Source organism: Pseudomonas sp. VMV1, assembly GCF_056790235.1.
In genome coordinates, this window is the sequence record NZ_JBXGSE010000003.1 from 589,081 (window position 1) to 606,068 (window position 16,988).

The 16,988-nt window shown below is 65.5% G+C and carries 15 protein-coding genes and 1 pseudogene; 9 read left to right on the plus strand and 7 right to left on the minus strand.

Annotated elements, in window-relative coordinates; genetic code table 11:
* The first annotated feature begins 961 nt into the window (after positions 1 to 961).
* Together algC and argB are read left to right on the plus strand one after the other, a co-directional pair.
* Positions 962 to 2,356, plus strand: a complete 1,395-nt coding sequence (gene algC, locus ACUCV0_RS12820; protein ID WP_271655882.1) for a phosphomannomutase/phosphoglucomutase — start codon at positions 962 to 964, stop codon at positions 2,354 to 2,356.
* A gap of 74 nt (positions 2,357 to 2,430) precedes the next feature.
* The gene (argB, locus tag ACUCV0_RS12825; RefSeq protein WP_059316719.1) at positions 2,431 to 3,333 is read left to right on the plus strand and encodes an acetylglutamate kinase; all 903 of its coding nucleotides are present in this window, start codon (positions 2,431 to 2,433) and stop codon (positions 3,331 to 3,333) included.
* A 60-nt stretch (positions 3,334 to 3,393) separates the two neighbouring features.
* Here the strand turns inward: argB and ACUCV0_RS12830 are convergent, their stop codons facing one another.
* The 4 genes from ACUCV0_RS12830 to pyrE all read right to left on the minus strand — a co-directional run bounded on the left by ACUCV0_RS12830 (position 3,394) and on the right by pyrE (position 6,459).
* Complete coding sequence (locus tag ACUCV0_RS12830) at positions 3,394 to 4,245, minus strand: urea carboxylase-associated family protein (protein WP_313647635.1); 852 nt, start codon at positions 4,243 to 4,245, stop codon at positions 3,394 to 3,396.
* Between the two features lie 15 nt (positions 4,246 to 4,260).
* Positions 4,261 to 4,926: a GntR family transcriptional regulator gene (locus ACUCV0_RS12835; RefSeq protein ID WP_482212861.1), complete on the minus strand. Its 666-nt coding sequence runs from the start codon at positions 4,924 to 4,926 to the stop codon at positions 4,261 to 4,263.
* A 269-nt stretch (positions 4,927 to 5,195) separates the two neighbouring features.
* Positions 5,196 to 5,792, minus strand: coding sequence for a DUF4124 domain-containing protein (locus ACUCV0_RS12840; RefSeq protein WP_482212862.1), 597 nt, complete (start codon positions 5,790 to 5,792; stop codon positions 5,196 to 5,198).
* A gap of 25 nt (positions 5,793 to 5,817) precedes the next feature.
* Positions 5,818 to 6,459: an orotate phosphoribosyltransferase gene (pyrE, locus tag ACUCV0_RS12845; protein ID WP_059316715.1), complete on the minus strand. Its 642-nt coding sequence runs from the start codon at positions 6,457 to 6,459 to the stop codon at positions 5,818 to 5,820.
* Positions 6,460 to 6,539: 80 nt separating this feature from the next.
* Here pyrE and ACUCV0_RS12850 point away from each other — a divergent pair, with 80 nt between their 5' ends.
* The gene (locus ACUCV0_RS12850; protein WP_007160046.1) at positions 6,540 to 7,319 is read left to right on the plus strand and encodes a catabolite repression control protein Crc; all 780 of its coding nucleotides are present in this window, start codon (positions 6,540 to 6,542) and stop codon (positions 7,317 to 7,319) included.
* Positions 7,320 to 7,376: 57 nt separating this feature from the next.
* Here the strand turns inward: ACUCV0_RS12850 and ACUCV0_RS12855 are convergent, their stop codons facing one another.
* The 3 genes and pseudogenes from ACUCV0_RS12855 to ACUCV0_RS12865 all read right to left on the minus strand — a co-directional run.
* Entirely contained in the window at positions 7,377 to 7,805 is a 429-nt protein-coding gene (locus ACUCV0_RS12855; RefSeq protein WP_271653423.1) for a universal stress protein, read from the minus strand.
* Between the two features lie 93 nt (positions 7,806 to 7,898).
* The gene (locus ACUCV0_RS12860; RefSeq protein WP_482212976.1) at positions 7,899 to 8,486 is read right to left on the minus strand and encodes a methyl-accepting chemotaxis protein; all 588 of its coding nucleotides are present in this window, start codon (positions 8,484 to 8,486) and stop codon (positions 7,899 to 7,901) included.
* Positions 8,487 to 9,557, minus strand: a pseudogene (locus tag ACUCV0_RS12865) (PAS domain-containing protein); the annotation flags it as partial.
* Here ACUCV0_RS12865 and glyA point away from each other — a divergent pair.
* The 6 genes from glyA to ACUCV0_RS12895 all read left to right on the plus strand — a co-directional run bounded on the left by glyA (position 9,474) and on the right by ACUCV0_RS12895 (position 16,988).
* A complete protein-coding gene (gene glyA / locus ACUCV0_RS12870; RefSeq protein WP_059316712.1) occupies positions 9,474 to 10,727 on the plus strand; it encodes a serine hydroxymethyltransferase in 1,254 nt (417 codons plus the stop codon). The pseudogene ACUCV0_RS12865 and the gene glyA overlap by 84 nt on opposite strands.
* Before the next feature lie 79 nt (positions 10,728 to 10,806).
* Positions 10,807 to 12,057: a sarcosine oxidase subunit beta family protein gene (locus ACUCV0_RS12875; RefSeq protein ID WP_059316711.1), complete on the plus strand. Its 1,251-nt coding sequence runs from the start codon at positions 10,807 to 10,809 to the stop codon at positions 12,055 to 12,057.
* An 11-nt stretch (positions 12,058 to 12,068) separates the two neighbouring features.
* Positions 12,069 to 12,368: a sarcosine oxidase subunit delta gene (locus tag ACUCV0_RS12880; protein WP_059316710.1), complete on the plus strand. Its 300-nt coding sequence runs from the start codon at positions 12,069 to 12,071 to the stop codon at positions 12,366 to 12,368.
* Positions 12,365 to 15,385 carry a sarcosine oxidase subunit alpha gene (locus ACUCV0_RS12885; RefSeq protein WP_059316709.1) on the plus strand — a complete coding sequence of 1,007 codons (3,021 nt, stop codon included), beginning with the start codon at positions 12,365 to 12,367 and terminating at the stop codon, positions 15,383 to 15,385. The genes ACUCV0_RS12880 and ACUCV0_RS12885 overlap by 4 nt, the downstream gene beginning before the upstream one ends.
* A 15-nt stretch (positions 15,386 to 15,400) precedes the next feature.
* On the plus strand, positions 15,401 to 16,030 hold the full coding sequence (locus ACUCV0_RS12890) for a sarcosine oxidase subunit gamma (RefSeq protein ID WP_059316708.1): 630 nt from the start codon (positions 15,401 to 15,403) through the stop codon (positions 16,028 to 16,030).
* A gap of 100 nt (positions 16,031 to 16,130) precedes the next feature.
* Positions 16,131 to 16,988: a formyltetrahydrofolate deformylase gene (locus ACUCV0_RS12895; protein ID WP_059316707.1), complete on the plus strand. Its 858-nt coding sequence runs from the start codon at positions 16,131 to 16,133 to the stop codon at positions 16,986 to 16,988.

A 16,988-nucleotide genomic window follows, 5' to 3' on the forward strand; every position in this document is an offset into this window, starting at 1 on the left:
CAATCAGCTGCTGGTCGGTCTGACGCGACGGCTGCAGGGTGTCGCCGGGGATGCCCTGGTGCTGCAGGCGCTCCAGGGCGATGACCCTGCGGCGCGCGCGGCGGCGGAAAGCCAGCTGCGCGAGCGACTGGAAGTGGTCGATGTCCTGGTGGTGCCGGCCGGCATGCGCCAGATCGAAGACGACCGTCCCGGTCCCCTCAACTACGCCGCGCTCGACTTGCTCAAGCGCCTGGAAAGCGGCCAGCGCACGCCGCCGGAAGCCTATCGCGTGGGCGACCGCTGGCTGGTCTACAGTGCCCAGCCCATTCGCCGTGGCGATCAACTGCTGGGCAGCGCCGTGCTGGTGGAAGAACTCTCGGCCGTCCTGCAGGGCTGGGCCACGCCGCCGGCGACGGTTGGTCAGTGGCGCCTGCTGCAGCAGTTTCCCGGTGGCGGGGTGCAGGTACTGGCCAGTGGCGGTACCCCCGGTGATCCGGCGCTGATGCGCCGGCTCGCCACTGGTAGCCCGCTCTGGACGCTGGAACTGGCACCTGCCGCCGAGGCGGGCGCCGACACCCCGGTGGGCATTCCCCTGGTGGCACTGCTGCTGGCGCTGTTCGGCCTGCTGGCGGGCTTTTGGCTGTTTTCCCGGGAGCTGTCACGGCGGCTACGTGATGACGTCCGCAGTCTGACGGCCTATGCCGAGGAACTTGAATCCAATCAGATAGCCAAAAGCCCGACCTTGCGCCTGGCGGTAATGGAACCCGTGGCCAAGTCGACGGCCCGATTGGCCAACCGATCGGCCGGGTCGTCGCCGGACCTCTACGCCGCAGCACCTAGTGATGCCGTGGCCAAGACCCTGGCGGAGTTTGCCGACAGAGGCCGCGCTCAGCAGAGCGAGCCGCTGTTCCAGACCACCGACATCCTCGATATCAGTATCCTCGACGAAGACCAGGATCTCCTGGGATTGGAGAAACCCCCAATGAGCACTACCCCGCAAGCCCCCCAACTCAACGCCAGCATCTTCCGCGCCTACGACATCCGTGGCGTGGTGGGTGACTCCCTGACTGCCGAAGCCGCCTACTGGATCGGGCGCGCCATCGGCTCGGAGAGCCTGGCGCGTGGCGAGCCCAACGTGGCCGTCGGCCGTGATGGCCGTCTGTCCGGCCCCGAACTGGTCGCCCAACTGATCAAGGGCGTGGCCGATAGCGGCGCCAATGTCAGCGATGTCGGCATGGTGCCGACCCCGGTGCTCTACTACGCAGCCAACGTGCTCGAAGGCAAGTCCGGTGTCATGCTGACCGGCAGCCACAACCCGCCGGACTACAACGGCTTCAAGATCGTCATCGCTGGCGAGACCCTGGCCAACGAATCCATCCAGCGTCTGCGCGAGCGCATCGAGACCGGCGAAGTAGCCAGCGGCCAGGGCCAGATCAAGCAGGTCGACGTGCTCAAGAGCTACGCCGACTACATCCGCAACGACGTGGTGCTGGCCAAGAAACTCAAGGTCGTGGTGGACGCCGGCAACGGTGTTGCCGCGGTCAATGCGCCCCAGCTGATCGAGTCCCTGGGCTGTGAGGTCATCCCGCTGTTCTGCGAGGTGGATGGCAACTTCCCCAACCACCATCCGGATCCGGGCAAGCCCGAGAACCTGGAAGACCTGATCGCCAAGGTCAAGGAAACCGGCGCCGACCTGGGCCTGGCCTTTGATGGCGACGGCGACCGCGTGGGCGTGGTGACCAACGAAGGCAAGATCATCTACCCCGACCAGCTGCTGATGCTGTTCGCCAAGGACGTGGTCTCCCGCAACCCGGGCGCCGACATCATCTTCGACGTCAAATGCACCCGTCGCCTGAACAACCTCATCGCCGGCTACGGCGGTCGTCCCATCATGTGGAAGACCGGCCACTCGCTGATCAAGAAAAAGATGAAGGAAACCGGCGCCCTGCTGGCCGGCGAGATGAGCGGCCACGTGTTCTTCAAGGAGCGCTGGTTCGGTTTCGACGACGGCATCTACAGCGCCGTGCGTCTGCTGGAGATCCTCAGCCAGGAGAAGACCAGCGCCCAACAGGTGTTCGATACCTTCCCGGTAGACATCTCCACCCCGGAGATCAATATCCAGGTGACCGAAGAGAACAAGTTCGGCATCATCGAAACCCTGCAGCGCGACGCCCAGTGGGGCGATGCCCAGATCACCACCCTGGACGGCGTCCGCGTCGATTACCAGCACGGTTGGGGCCTGGTGCGTGCATCCAACACCACGCCGGTGCTGGTGCTGCGTTTCGAGGCGGAAACCCTCGAGGAGCTGGAGCGCATCAAGACGGTGTTCCGCAAGCAGTTGCTGGCGGTGCAGCCGGATCTGAACCTGCCGTTCTGACCTCGGGTCAGCGGTAGCACAGAGGGCGCCTAGGCGCCCTTTGTCTTTTCTTTGTCGACCTTGAGAGGTGAGCCATGACCCTGAGCCGCGAGGATGCCTCGCACGTCGCCGAGGTGCTGTCCGAGGCGCTGCCCTATATCCGCCGGTTCGTCGGCAAGACGCTGGTGATCAAGTACGGCGGCAACGCCATGGAGAGCGACGAGCTCAAGGCCGGTTTCGCCCGTGACATCGTGCTGATGAAGGCGGTGGGCATCAACCCGGTGGTGGTGCACGGCGGCGGTCCGCAGATCGGCGACCTGCTCAAGCGCCTGTCCATCGAAAGCCACTTCATCGACGGCATGCGCGTCACCGACGCCCAGACCATGGATGTGGTGGAAATGGTGCTCGGCGGCCAGGTCAACAAGGACATCGTCAACCTGATCAACCGCCATGGCGGCAAGGCCATCGGCCTGACCGGCAAGGACGCGGGCCTGATCCGCGCCACCAAGCTCAAGGTCAGTCGGCAGACGCCGGAGATGACCAAGCCGGAGATCATCGACATCGGCCACGTGGGCGAGGTCACCGGGGTCAACGTCGACCTGATCAACATGCTGGTGCGGGGTGACTTCATCCCGGTCATCGCGCCCATCGGCGTGGGTCCGGACGGCGAGTCCTACAACATCAACGCCGACCTGGTGGCGGGCAAGGTGGCCGAGGCGCTCAAGGCCGAGAAGCTGATGCTGCTGACCAACATCGCCGGCCTGATGGACAAGCAGGGCCAGGTGCTCACCGGGCTGTCCACCGAGCAGGTCGATTCGCTGATCGCCGACGGCACCATCTACGGCGGCATGCTGCCAAAGATCCGCTGTGCGCTGGAAGCGGTGCAGGGGGGCGTAGAGAGCGCCCACATCATCGATGGCCGGGTGCCCAACGCGGTGCTGCTGGAAATCTTCACCGACGTCGGCGTCGGTACCCTGATCTCCAACCGCAAGCGCTGATCGCGCTGCGGTCGGACGAAAACGGCGCCCCAGGGCGCCGTTTTCATTACTGTCTGAGGCTCACTGCTCCCAGCTGGGCGTGGGCAGGGTCAGGCCATGCTGGCCGTTGTAGGCGGCTCGCTTGGGTGATTCCCAACCCTCCAGCAACGCCTCCTCGACCCGGTAGATCTCCACCCCCAGTGGGCGACAGACCTTGAGCGGGTCCTCGGCCTCGGGCCCCCACATCGCCAGGGACAGATCGCCACCCGGGCAGGTGGACAGGGCGCAGAGCACGTCGATCTCGGCGAAGAACTCCAGGTAGTCGCCGGGCTTGGCCGGACAGGCCTTCATGAAGTACAGGTCGTCGTGATTCAGGCCGGTGCACTGGAAGATGTTCAGCACGTCGTGCACGTCGAATTCGGTGAGGCCATGGGGCAGCACCGCGCGGGTCAGATTCGAGTGGCAGTGGTGGTGGAAGTCCTCGCCGGTGAGCATCTTGTTGACGTAGGGATCGCAGCGGGTGCCCAGCAGGTCATGCAGGCGGCCGCCGTGTTCGTCGATGCCATAACCGGCCAGGCTGTCGTCGGTGATGGTCAGCAGGGGGCGCAGGAAGGGCAGGTTCGACCAGAGACGATCATAGGTGCTGACATGGGCACCCTGCAGTTGTCGGGTGCGCGCGGCCCACATCCGCTCGCGTGGGTCCTCGGCGTTCCAGACGTTGAAGTCGCCGACCTGGGGACCGTGCGGAGTGGTGACGCGGAACAGATGACCCGCCGGCACCTTCCAGGCGCGGCCGGTGCGGATCGGGATCTCGAACTGCTCGATCAGGGTGCGGGCCTCCTTTCTTTCGCGCAGGCGATCATAGAAGGCCTGGTCGACTTGCAGGGCGGAGCCCTGGGTGGCCTGGTAGGCGGCGGGGTAGTCCTTGTACATGGGCGGTCTCCTCGGTCAGTGCGGCTTGGCGGCGCTGAGCAGGTCCAGCAGCCGGTTTTCGGAATCATCGAGATAGCTGGTCATGGCCTCCGCCGCCGCCTGCAGGCGACCGGCGCCGAGCAGGTCATGGATCTGGCGGTCGCGTGCCAGCCAGGGGCGCTGGAAGTGTTCTTCGTCGGGAGCGATGGAAAACAGCAGGCGCATCTGCGCGGCGACGTTGGCGAAGAATTCGTCGAACAGCGGACTGCGCAGCAGGCCGACGATGTGCTGATGGAAATGCAGGCCGTGGGTACCGAAGGCGCGCCAGTCTTCGCGCGACTGCGCCAGGTCGGCGGCCTCCAGCGCGTCCAGCATGCGATCGGACTGGTACTCGCGCAGCGGTCGGCTGGAGAGGATGGCCTGCACCTCCAGGGTACGGCGCACCTGAAAGATGTCGCGTACCTCGGCCAGGCCCAGGCGGCGCACCATCACGCCCTTGTGGCGCACATAGGTGGCCAGGCCCTCGCGATCCAGCTGGTGCAGGGCTTCGCGGATGGTGTTGCGCGAGGCGTTGTAGGCCCGCACCAGCTCACTCTCGACCAGCGCGGTACCGGGCAGCAGGCGGCCGCCGATGATGTCTTCGCGCATCTCCTGGAGCAGCTGAATCCCTAGCGGTAGTCCGCTCGCGTCTTTGCCATTCATGGCGGGCTCCTCACCAACCCGTGACGGTATCGGTCTCAGTCCAACGCTGAGCCGTTTCCGACCATCACCAGGCATGCATCCGATTGTTCAACAATAGGCTGAGGTCGAGTTTGCACACTGTGTGCCAAGACATGAGGAGCTAGCGGTATCGCTGGGCAGGCGATGGAGGGGAAGGGGCCGCTGAGTGGAGAGCGCACAGCCATTACCACGTGAGCGAACGGGCGCCGCCACGGGAAGGCCGAGGGATCGGTGAAGTGGCGTCAGTCGACTTACTGGTCCGTGTCCTGGGTCGCTTCCAGCCGCTGCATGCGCGCGCGATCGGCATCGAAGGCGGCGCTGGTAGTGATGCGCAGCTCGGCGTAGCGCTGCAGATCGGCCCGCAGGCGGATCTGATCGGCTGCCATGGCGTCGAGGCGGGCCTGCAGGTCCGCAGGGAGTGCCTGGCCATTGCGCTGGTACACCGCCGCCTGCTCCATCAGTTGGCTCTGCTGCTGGCGCACGGAGTCCAGGGTGGCCTTCTTGATCTGCATCAGGCCATCCAGCTCCGCCAGCTTGCGCGCCTTGGCGCGGTCGACATCCTCGACATTGCTGTAGAGCTTGCGCAGTTGGCCGTCGACCAGCGCCTGCTGGCGCGCTTGCGCCTGGCGGTCGATTTCCGCGGCGGGCAGGGCTGGGGCGACCTTGCGGATCACCCGGCCCTGCTCGTTGAGCACGTCGTAGCCCTTGCCAGCGTATTCCGGCGGCACGCCCTGGCGGTCGATGACCAGGGTGCCGTTGCGGTCCAGATAACGATACAGCTCGGCCGCCTGGCCGGCCAGCGGCAGGGCGATGAGCAACAGGCTGGCAGCGGCGCGACGTACGAGCATGACCGTCTCTCCTGGGGGCTGGCGGCTAGATGCCGTATTGAGCGCGATAGTCCTGGACGGCGGGCAGGTGACGCTTGAGCTCGGCGTCCTCGGCCAGGTATTCGAGCACCTGATCCAGGGCCACGATACTCAGCACCGGGATGCCATAGTCACGCTCGACTTCCTGGATGGCCGACAGCTCGCCGCGCCCGCGTTCCTGGCGGTCCAGGGCGATGAGTACACCGGCCGCGCTGGCGCCCTGCGCCTCGATGATCTGCATGACCTCGCGGATGGCGGTGCCGGCGGTGATGACGTCGTCGATGATCAGCGCCCGGCCGGTCAGGGGTGCGCCCACCAGCAGGCCGCCTTCGCCGTGATCCTTGGCTTCCTTGCGGTTGAAACACCAGGGCGTATCGCGGCCGTGGTGCTCGACCAGGGCCACCGCCGTGGCGGCCGCCAGGGGAATGCCTTTGTAGGCCGGGCCGAAGAGCACATCGAAGGGCAGGTTGGCCGCGACCAGCGCATCGGCATAGCAGCGCCCGAGGTGGGCCAGCGCCGAACCGCTGTGGAACAGGCCTGCGTTGAAGAAATAGGGGCTGACGCGTCCCGATTTCAGAGTGAATTCGCCAAAACGCAGAACTCCGCGCTCGATGGCGAAACGAATGAAATTACGCTGATACGCCTGCATATAAGTCCTTGCGCGGCTTGTATTTAGCTAAACCGGTTTAGCTCGGGTATCATACATCCACGATTTTTTGGGGGCCATTTATGCGGATCATCAGCTTGAACGTCAATGGTATTCAGGACGCTGTGGAGCGGGGCCTGTTGCCCTGGCTTAAGGCGCAGAATGCCGACGTGATCTGCTTGCAGGATACCCGCGCCTCTTCTTATGACATGGACGATCCGGCCTATGCGCTGGAGGGTTACATCCTCTATGCCTGCGACGCCGAAGTGCCGTCCCAGGGCGGGGTCGCGCTCTATACCCGGGTTCAGCCGAAAGCGGTGATCAGCGGCCTGGGCTTCGAGTCCTGCGATCGCTTCGGCCGCTATCTGCAGGCGGACTTCGACAAGGTCAGCATCGCCAGCCTGCTGTTGCCCTCGGGCAAGCGTGGTGATGAGGATCTGAACATGAAATTCAAGTTCATGGACGACTTCACCCATTACCTGAACAAGCAGCGCCGCAAGCGCCGCGAGTACATCTATTGCGGCTCGCTGTATGTGGCGCATCAGAAGCAGGACGTGAAGAACTGGCGCGACTGCCAGCAGATCCCTGGCTTCCTCGCCCCCGAGCGGGCCTGGATGGACGAGGTGATCGGCAACATGGGCTATGTGGATGCCCTGCGCGAAGTGAGCCGCGAAGGCGACCAGTTCAGCTGGTGGCCCGATAGCGACCAGGCCGAGCACCTGAATCTGGGCTGGCGCTTCGACTACAACATCCTCACTCCGGGGCTGCGCCGCTTCGTGCGCTCGGCTCGGCTGCCGCGGCAACCACGCTTCTCCGAGCACGCGCCGCTGATCGTCGACTATGACTGGACGCTGAGCATCTGAGCCGCCAGGTGCCTGAAACGAAAAAACCAGCCCACGGGCTGGTTTTTTGTTGGGTGCCTATTTCACCAGGATCACCGGCAGCGGTACCTGGTGCACCACGCGGTGGGCCACCGAGCCGAGCAGCAGGCCGCTGAGCGAACCCAGGCCACGGGTGCCCATCACTACGGTGTCCACCTCCAGTCGCCGTGCCGTTTCGCCAATGGTCTCGGCGATGCTGCCGAAGCCCACATGGGTCTGGGCCTCGATACCGGCTTCCAGCAGGGCCGGGCGCGCCCTGACCAGAATGTCTTCGGCCTTGTCCTGCAGGCTGCCTCGCCATTCGCGCAGGATGCGGTCATCGAAGGGCGCGCCGTAGATTTCCGGTTCGTTCTGTACATTGAGCAGGTGCAGGTCCAGCGACAGACCGGCCTTCACCAGCTCAAGGACGTAGCGCAGGGCGTTGTCGGCGCTGGGTGAACCGTCGTAGGCGACCAGGACATTGTGCATGGGGCATCTCCACGAAAGGGGTATGCCTTCATGCTAGACCGCCGACGCTAGGGGCGCTTGATCCGGATCAAGTCGCTGCCAGCGCCGGCGATATCAGTGACCCACCCGGTTGCGGGCGCTCTTGGACATCACCTCGGATTCGTCCAGCTTGCTGGCGAACATGCTCACGGCGTCCACGGCCTCGCTGGCACCATCGCGGATCTGCACGATCACCGCACCGGCCTGATCCGCGAGCTCGACGCCCTTGACCGCCCGGCCCTGGGTGCTTTCCATGCTGGCGACGGCCTGCTGGGTTTCGCTGAGGATTCGACCGATCATCTCGGCGATTTCCGCCGTGGCGCTGCTGGTACGCCCCGCCAGCTGGCGGACCTCGTCGGCGACCACGGCGAAGCCACGGCCCTGATCGCCGGCGCGGGCGGCCTCGATGGCCGCGTTGAGCGCCAGCAGGTTGGTCTGGTCGGCGATGCCGCGGATGGTGTTGACGATGGCGGTGATCTGCTCGGAGCGCTGGCCCAGCTGGCCGATCACCTCGGCGGACTGGCTGACGTTCTGCGCGATCTCGCGCATCTCGCCTGCCGCGGCCTGGATGATCCGGGTGCCCTGCTCGGCGACTTTTTCGGTCTCGGCGGAGATGTGATAGGCCCGCGAGGCACTGCGGCCATCGCTTTCGTGCTTTTCCACCCGCTCGCTGATGTCACTGGCGTACTTGACCACCTTATATAGCCGGCCGGTGGCGTCGTACACGGGGTTGTAACTCGCTTCGAGCCAGATCACCCGGCCGTGCTTGCCCAGGCGCTTGAACTGGCCGCGGAAGAATTCGCCGGCGTTGAGGCGACGCCAGAAGTCGCCGTATTCGTTGCTGTTGACCAGGTCGGGCTCACAAAACAGGCGGTGATGCTGGCCCTGGAGCTCCTTCAGGCTGTAGCCCAGGGTGGCCAGGAAGTTGTCGTTGGCGGTCAGGATGCGCCCGTCCAGGTCGAATTCGATCCGGGCCATGGCGCGGTCCAGGGCCTTGAGCTTGCTCTGGGCTTCGCTGTCGCGCTCGACCTGTTCGGTGACGTCGAGGGCGTATTTCACCACCCTGGCGATCTTGCCGCTGCCGTCGGGGACCGGGTTGTAGCTGGCTTCGAGCCAAAGCGTACGGCCCTGGGCGTCGAGACGCTGGAAGGCGCCGGAGACGTACTCGCCGCGCTTCAGGCGGGCCCAGAAATCGCCGTAGTCGCGGCTCTGGACCACGGCGGGAGGGCAGAGGCGACGATGATGCTGGCCGATCAGGACGTCGGCCCCGTAGCCGGTCAGCCGGAGGAAGTTGTCGTTGGCGCGCAGGATCACGCCGTCGAGGTCGAACTCGATCACCGCCATGGAACGCTCCAGTGCCTGGGTCAGGCCCTGGTTGGCGTTCGCCTCGGCTTCCAGCCGAGCGATGGTCTTCTTTAGATGCGCATTGAACATGGCAGAACTCGCTGGCTGGGATAAAGACGTAGCCAGCCTATCGGCTCCAAGCGAGCCGACTTGACGGGACCCGGCGAGCGGTGGAACACGGCGTCTGGACGGCTGTCGCAAACGCGCCGGCCCGGGGCGTAAACAGGCATCTTGGGGTCTGGGGCCGGGCCTACCATCGCGGCCAAGGGGGTGGTTTTCACCGCCACAGACTTTAGGAGCGCCGCGATGTTCAGCAAGCAGGACCAAATCCAGGGCTACGATGATGCGTTGTTCGCCGCCATGGGCGAGGAAGCGCGGCGCCAGGAGCATCACCTGGAACTGATCGCATCCGAAAACTACACCAGCCAGCGCGTCATGGAAGCCCAGGGCAGCGTGCTGACCAACAAGTACGCCGAAGGCTATCCGGGCAAGCGTTACTACGGTGGCTGCGAGCACGTCGACAAGGTCGAGCAGCTGGCCATCGAGCGCGCCAAGCAGCTGTTCGGCGCCGACTACGCCAACGTCCAGCCGCACTCCGGCTCCCAGGCCAACTCGGCCGTCTACCTGGCACTGCTGCAGCCCGGCGACACCATCCTGGGCATGAGCCTGGCCCATGGCGGTCACCTGACCCACGGCGCCAAGGTCAGCTCCTCCGGCAAGCTGTACAACGCGGTGCAGTACGGCATCAACACTGACACCGGGCTGATCGACTATGACGAGATCCAGCGTCTGGCCGAGGAGCACAAGCCCAAGATGATCGTGGCGGGCTTCTCCGCCTACTCCAAGACCCTGGACTTCCAGCGCTTCCGCGACATCGCCGATAGCGTGGGCGCCCTGCTGTTCGTCGACATGGCCCACGTGGCCGGTCTGGTCGCTGCCGGTGTCTATCCGAACCCGGTGCCCTTCGCCGACGTGGTGACCACCACCACCCACAAGACCCTGCGCGGCCCCCGTGGCGGCCTGATCCTGTGCAAGGCCAACGCCGACATCGAGAAGAAGCTCAGCGCCGCGGTGTTCCCGGGTGCCCAGGGTGGCCCGCTAATGCACGTCATCGCCGGCAAGGCCGTGTGCTTCAAGGAAGCCCTGGAGCCGGGCTTCAAGACCTACCAGCAGCAGGTGATCAAGAACGCCCAGGCCATGGCCGGCGTGTTCAAGGCCCGCGGCTTCGACGTGGTCTCCGGCGGTACCGACAACCACCTGTTCCTGGTCAGCCTGATCAAGCAGGGCATCACCGGCAAGGATGCGGACGCCGCCCTGGGTCGTGCCTGCATCACCGTGAACAAGAACGCCGTGCCCAACGATCCCCAGTCGCCCTTCGTGACCTCGGGTCTGCGCATCGGCACCCCGGCCCTGACCACCCGTGGTCTGGGCGTCAGCGAAAGCGAGCGCGTCGCCGGCTGGATCTGCGACATCCTCGACCACCTCGGCGATGCCGATGTGGAAGCCCAGGTGGCGCGCCAGGTGGCTGCGCTGTGCCGCGACTATCCGGTTTACCGCTAGTCGCTGCAATCCTGACGCAACCCCTATCCAACCCCTTTCCCTCTCAGCGGAAAGGGGCGTCGTCTGCAGGAGTCTCCAGATGCAACGCTATTCCGGCTTCGGCCTCTTCAAGCACTCCCTGAGCCATCACGAGAACTGGCAGCGGATGTGGCGCACTCCGACGCCCAAGCCGGCATACGACGTAGTCATCGTCGGTGGTGGCGGTCACGGTCTGGCTACCGCCTATTACCTCGCCAAGCAATTCGGCGTGAAGAACGTCGCGGTGATCGAGAAAGGCTGGCTGGGCGGCGGCAACACCGCACGCAACACCACCATCGTTCGCTCCAACTATCTGTGGGACGAGTCGGCGCACCTCTATGAGCACGCCATGAAGCTGTGGGAAGGCCTGTCCCAGGACCTGAACTACAACGTCATGTTCTCCCAGCGCGGCGTCTACAACCTCTGCCACACCCTGCAGGACATGCGCGATTCCGAGCGCCGGGTCAGTGCCAACCGCCTCAATGGCGTGGACGGCGAACTGCTCGACACCCGCCAGGTGGCCGAGGAGATTCCCTACCTGGACTGCAGCAAGAACACCCGCTACCCGATCTTCGGTGCCACCGTGCAGCGTCGTGGTGGTGTGGCCCGTCACGACGCAGTGGCCTGGGGCTTCGCCCGCGCCGCCGACGCCCTGGGCGTGGACCTGATCCAGCAGACCGAAGTCACTGGCTTCCGCAAGCAGGACGGCAAGGTGATCGGCGTGGAAACCAATCGCGGCTTCATCGGCGCCCGTCGCGTCGGCGTGGTCACCGCAGGCAACTCCGGGCACATGGCCAAGCTCGCGGGCTTCCGCCTGCCGCTGGAATCCCACCCGCTGCAGGCGCTGGTCTCCGAACCGATCAAGCCCATCATCGACAGCGTCATCATGTCCAACGCGGTGCACGGCTACATCAGCCAGTCCGACAAGGGCGACCTGGTGATCGGCGCCGGTATCGACAGCTGGGTCGGCTACGGCCAACGCGGCTCCTATCCGGTGATCGAGCACACCCTGCAGGCCATCGTCGAGATGTTCCCGATCCTCTCGCGGGTACGCATGAACCGTCAGTGGGGCGGCATCGTCGACACCTCGCCGGATGCCTGCCCGATCATTTCCAAGACCCCGGTGGAAAACCTGTTCTTCAACTGCGGTTGGGGTACCGGCGGCTTCAAGGCCACTCCCGGCTCGGGCAACGTCTTCGCGGCGTCCCTGGCCTCCGGCGAGATGCATCCGCTGGCCAAGCCTTTCTCCATCGACCGTTTCCACACTGGCGCGCTGATCGACGAACACGGCGCAGCGGCCGTCGCGCACTAAGGAGCCCGAGCATGTTGTACATCCATTGCCCCCACTGCGGGGAATTGCGCTCCGAAGAAGAATTCCACGCCGCTGGCGAGGCGCACATCCCGCGTCCGCTGGATCCCGAGGCCTGCAGCGACGCGGAGTGGGGCGATTACATGTTCTTCCGCGACAATCCGCGCGGTCTGCGTCACGAGCTGTGGGTCCACGCGTCGGGTTGCCGCCAGTACTTCAACGCGACCCGTAACACCGAGACCTACGAAATTCTCGAAACCTATCCGATCGGCGAGCAGCCCCGCTTCACCGCCGAGCGAGGAGAGCGCAAATGAGCCAGGTCCATCGACTCACCCAGGGCGGTCGCCTGGACCGCAGCCAGGCCATCACCTTCACCTTCAACGGTCAGACCTACCAGGGCTTCAAGGGTGACACCCTGGCCTCGGCGCTGCTGGCCAACGGCGTGGACGTGATCGGTCGCAGCTTCAAGTACTCCCGCCCCCGCGGCATCGTCGCCGCCGGTGCCGAAGAGCCCAACGCCATCATGCAGATCGGCGCCACCGAGGCCACCCAGGTGCCCAACGTGCGGGCGACCCAGCAGGCGCTGTACCAGGGTCTGGTTTCCGCCAGCACCAATGGCTGGCCGAGCGTCAACAACGACCTCATGGGCATTCTCGGCAAGGTCGGCGGCAAGATGATGCCGCCCGGGTTCTACTACAAGACCTTCATGTATCCGCAGAATCTGTGGATGACCTACGAGAAGTACATCCGCAAGGCCGCTGGCCTCGGGCGTGCGCCGACTCAGGTCGACCCCGACACCTATGACAACTTCAACCAGCACTGCGATGTGCTGGTGGTGGGCGGTGGCGCCGCCGGTCTGGCTGCCGCCCTGGCCGCCGGTCGTAGCGGTGCCCGGGTGATCCTGGCCGACGAACAGGAAGAGTTCGGTGGCAGCCTGCTGGACAGTCGCGAGCGTCTCGACGGCGCCCCGGCTGCCGACTGGGCGGCCAAGGCGGTCGCCGAACTGCAGGGCCTGGACAACGTGGTGCTGCTGCCGCGCGCCACGGTCAACGGCTATCACGACCACAACTTTCTCACCATTCACGAGCGGCTGACCGATCACCTGGGTGATCGCGCGCCCCATGGCCAGGTGCGTCAGCGCCTGCACCGTGTCCGCGCCACTCGCGTGGTACTGGCGACCGGCGCCCACGAGCGGCCGCTGGTGTACGGCAACAACGACCTGCCGGGCAACATGGTGGCCGGCGCCGTCTCCACCTACATCCGCCGCTATGCCGTGGCCCCGGGCCAGCGGCTGGTGCTGTCCACCAACAACGATTATGCCTACCGCGTGGCGCTGGACTGGCTCGAAGCCGGTCGCCAGGTGGTGGCCGTGGCCGACGCGCGTCCCAATCCGCGCGGTGCCTGGGTCGAGGAAGTGCGCAAGCGTGGCGTGCGCGTCATGGGCGGAACGGCCGTGAGCGAAGCCCGCGGCAACACCCGCGTGACCGGCGCCAAGATCGCCACCATCGACCTGACCGCCTTCCGTACCCTGGGTGGCGGCGAGTGGCTCGACTGCGACCTGATCGCCACTTCCGGCGGCTACAGCCCGGTGGTCCACCTGGCCTCGCACCTGGGCGGTCGTCCGCTGTGGCGCGATGACATCCAGGCCTTCGTACCCGGTCCGGCCCCGCAGAAGCGTGTCTGCGCCGGTGGGGTGAACGGGGTCTTCGCCTTGGGTGACGTCCTCGCCGATGGTTTCGAAGCTGGCGCCACCGCAGCGGCCGAAGCCGGTGCCAAGGTCGTCAGTGGTGAACTGCCCCAGGCCGAATTCCGCCAGGAAGAGCCGAGTCTGGCGCTGTTCCAGGTGCCCCACGACAAGCCGTCGTCGCGGGCTCCCAAGCAGTTCGTCGATCTGCAGAACGACGTGACCGCCGCTGGCATCGAGCTGGCCTGCCGCGAGGGCTTCGAGTCCATCGAGCACGTCAAGCGCTACACCGCCATGGGCTTCGGTACCGACCAGGGCAAGCTGGGCAACATCAACGGCCTGGCCATTGCCGCCCGCGTGCAGAGCAAGGCCATCCCGGAAGTCGGCACCACCATGTTCCGCCCGAACTACACGCCCATCACCTTCGGCGCCATCGCCGGACGGCATTGCGGCCACCTGTTCGAGCCCAAGCGCTACACCGCGCTGCACGCCTGGCACCTCAAGCAGGGCGCCCTGTTCGAGGACGTCGGCCAGTGGAAGCGTCCCTGGTACTTCCCCAAGGCGGGCGAGGACCTGCACGCCGCGGTCAACCGCGAGTGCCTGGCCGTGCGCCGTAGCGTTGGTCTGCTCGACGCCTCCACCCTGGGCAAGATCGACATCCAGGGCAAGGATGCGCGCGAGTTCCTCAATCGCGTCTACACCAACGCCTGGACCAAGCTGGACATCGGCAAGGCCCGTTACGGCCTGATGTGCAAGGAAGACGGCATGGTCTTCGACGACGGCGTCACCGCCTGTCTCGGCGACAACCACTTCCTGATGACCACCACCACCGGCGGCGCCGCACGCGTCTTCGAATGGCTGGAGCTCTACCACCAGACCGAATGGCCGGAGCTGGAGGTGTACTTCACCTCGGTCACCGACCACTGGGCGACCCTGACCCTGTCCGGCCCCAACAGCCGCAAGCTGTTGGCCAAGCTGACCGACATCGATCTGGACAACGCCGCCTTCCCCTTCATGGCCTGGAAGGAAGGCCAGGTGGGTGGGGTGCCGGCACGGGTGTTCCGTATCTCCTTCACCGGTGAACTGTCCTACGAGATCAACGTGCCGGCCAACTACGCCATGGGCGTACTGGAGCAGGTGGTCGCCGCGGGCAAGGAGTTCGACCTCACCCCCTACGGCACCGAGACCATGCACGTACTGCGGGCGGAGAAGGGCTTCATCATCATCGGCCAGGATACCGACGGTTCGGTCACGCCGCAGGACCTGGGCATGGGCTGGGCGGTCAGCCTGAACAAGAGCTTCTCCTTCGTTGGCAAGCGCGGCATGCATCGCCAGGACTGCGTCCGCGAGAATCGCAAGCAACTGGTCGGCCTCAAGCCGCTGGATGCACGCGATGTCCTGCCGGAGGGTACGCAGCTGGTGTTCGAACGCAACCAGCCGATCCCCATGGACATGGTGGGCCACGTGACCTCCAGCTACTACAGCGCGACCCTGGGCTACGGCTTCGCCATGGCCATGGTCAAGGGTGGTCTGGGCCGCATGGGGCAGACCGTCTACGCCCCGCTGGCCGACGGCCGCTACATCGCTGCCGAGATCGTCTCGCCGGTGTTCTACGACCCCAAGGGTGAGCGGCAGAACGTCGCCTAACGAGGATAGCGCCCCATGAACAATATCAATGTGTACGACCAATACTCCGCCAAGGCGCGCGCCGAATCCCCGCTGTTCCATGCCGAGCTGAGCAAGCTCGCCGGACGGGGCCCGGCCACCGCCGGGGTGACCCTGCGCGAGCGGGCCCTGCTGGGTCACCTGGTGCTCCGTGGCGATGCCCATGACGAAGGCTTCACCGGCGCCGTGCAGAGCGTGGTCGGCCTGGAAGTGCCCGGTCCGCTGGCGATCACCCAGAAGGGCGAGAGCTCGCTGCAGTGGCTCGGCCCGGACGAATGGCTGCTGGTCGTGCCCGGTGGCAGCGAATTCGCCACCGAGCAGGCGCTGCGCCAGGCCCTGGGCGAGCGCCACGTCGCCATCGTCAACGTCGGTGGCGGCCAGACGCTGGTCGAGCTCAAGGGACCCAAGGTGCGTGAAGTGCTGATGAAGTCCACGTCCTACGATGTCCATCCGGACAACTTCCCGGTAGGCAAGGCAGTGGGGACGGTATTCGCCAAGTCCCAGCTGATCATCCGCCACACCGCGGAGGACACCTGGGAGCTGGTGGTGCGCCGGAGCTTCGCCGACTACGTCTGGCTGTGGCTGCAGGACGCGAGTGCCGAGTACGGACTGCGCATCGAGGCCTGATCACGGCCTACGTTCAGTCCCGTTCTAGCGAACCCGACCTGCGTGACGCGCAGGTCGGGTTTTGTGGTTTTGGCTTCATCTCTATGCAAAGGAATTCAACATGAGCCGCACGCCCGATACCTGGATTCTCACCGCCCAGAGCCCGAGTCGCCTCGGCACCGTGGACGTGGTCACGCGCTATCTCTTCGAGCAGGGCTGCTATGTCACCCAGCACCACAGCTTCGATGATCGCGAAGCCCAGCGCTTCTTCATCCGGGTGGAATTCCAGGTGCCCGGCGATTTCAACGAGGGGCTGTTCCGCGTCGGCCTCGACCTGCGCTTCACCCCCTTCGACATGACCTTCGAGCTGACCCCGCCGGCCTATCGGGCCAAGGTCGCCATCATGGTCTCCAAGGCGGACCACTGCCTGAACGACCTGCTCTATCGCCAGCGCATCGGCCAGTTGCCCATGGACGTGGTGGCGGTGATCTCCAACCACCCCGACCTGGAGCCCCTGGCGGCCTGGCACGGCATTCCCTATCACCATTTCCCCCTGGATCCCCAGGACAAGCCGGCCCAGGAGGCCAAGGTTTGGCAGGTGCTGCAGGAAACCGGTGCGGAACTGGTGATCCTCGCCCGCTACATGCAGGTGCTGTCGCCCGAACTCTGCCGCCGCCTCGATGGCTGGGCGATCAACATCCACCACTCTCTGCTGCCGGGCTTCAAGGGCGCGCGGCCCTATCACCAGGCCTACGCCAAGGGCGTCAAGCTGGTGGGCGCCACCGCGCACTACATCAACAACGACCTCGATGAAGGCCCCATCATCGCCCAGGGCGTCGAGTCCGTGGACCATGCCCACTATGCCGAGGACCTGGTGGCCCGCGGCCGTGACATCGAGTGCCTGACCCTGGCGCGCGGGGTGGGCTATCACCTGGAGCGCCGCGTCTTCCTCAATGCCGGGCGGACGGTGGTGCTCTAA